Genomic DNA, 540 nt, shown 5'->3' with positions numbered 1-540 from the left:
TATCAACGCCATGACCTGCTGATGCGCTCTGCAAATCTCACTGAGTCGAACTGGGAAATGAGTCATATTTTCGAGGCCAACGCAGGTAATTTCCGCACTGATGTCGCGTCTGGCGTGATGTTTCGCTACGGTTCAGATTTAGCCAACACACTTGGTGCAGCGAGCATTTCAACCGAGAATCCTTTTCACGCTAGCATGGATGGGACTCCCATACGTTGGTTTGTCTACACGGGGCTTTCAACTCGTTATCGTTTTAATGACCTCACATTAGAAGGTGAGCGCTCCGGATTGCCAGAGCCATCCGAACAATATGATGTGACCATGCAACATTGGCAGAGTACCGCTGTCGCGGGTGTTGCACTGTATAACCGTCGCGTTGGCTTGAGTTTTGCGCTGTCGGCTAAGACCCCTGAATACAAAGAAGCACCAGAACGAATCTACGGTAATGGCGCGCTTTCTCTGTACGCCTTTTTCTAACGACAAGTTTTACAACGCCAAAAGTTCGACTAAAAAAAGCGGGATCATTGAGTTATCCCGCTT

1 protein-coding gene is annotated in these 540 nt (G+C 48.7%); it reads left to right on the top strand.

Going from position 1 to position 540, the window contains the following annotated elements; translation table 11 throughout:
* Positions 1–477 (top strand): lipid A-modifier LpxR family protein (locus CIK04_RS26390; protein ID WP_128824714.1); only part of this gene is annotated, 477 nt, incomplete at its 5' end.
* Positions 478–540 lie beyond the last annotated feature (63 nt).

The organism is Vibrio sp. 03_296 (genome assembly GCF_002265885.1).
This window is presented reverse-complemented; position numbering and strand designations above follow the sequence as displayed.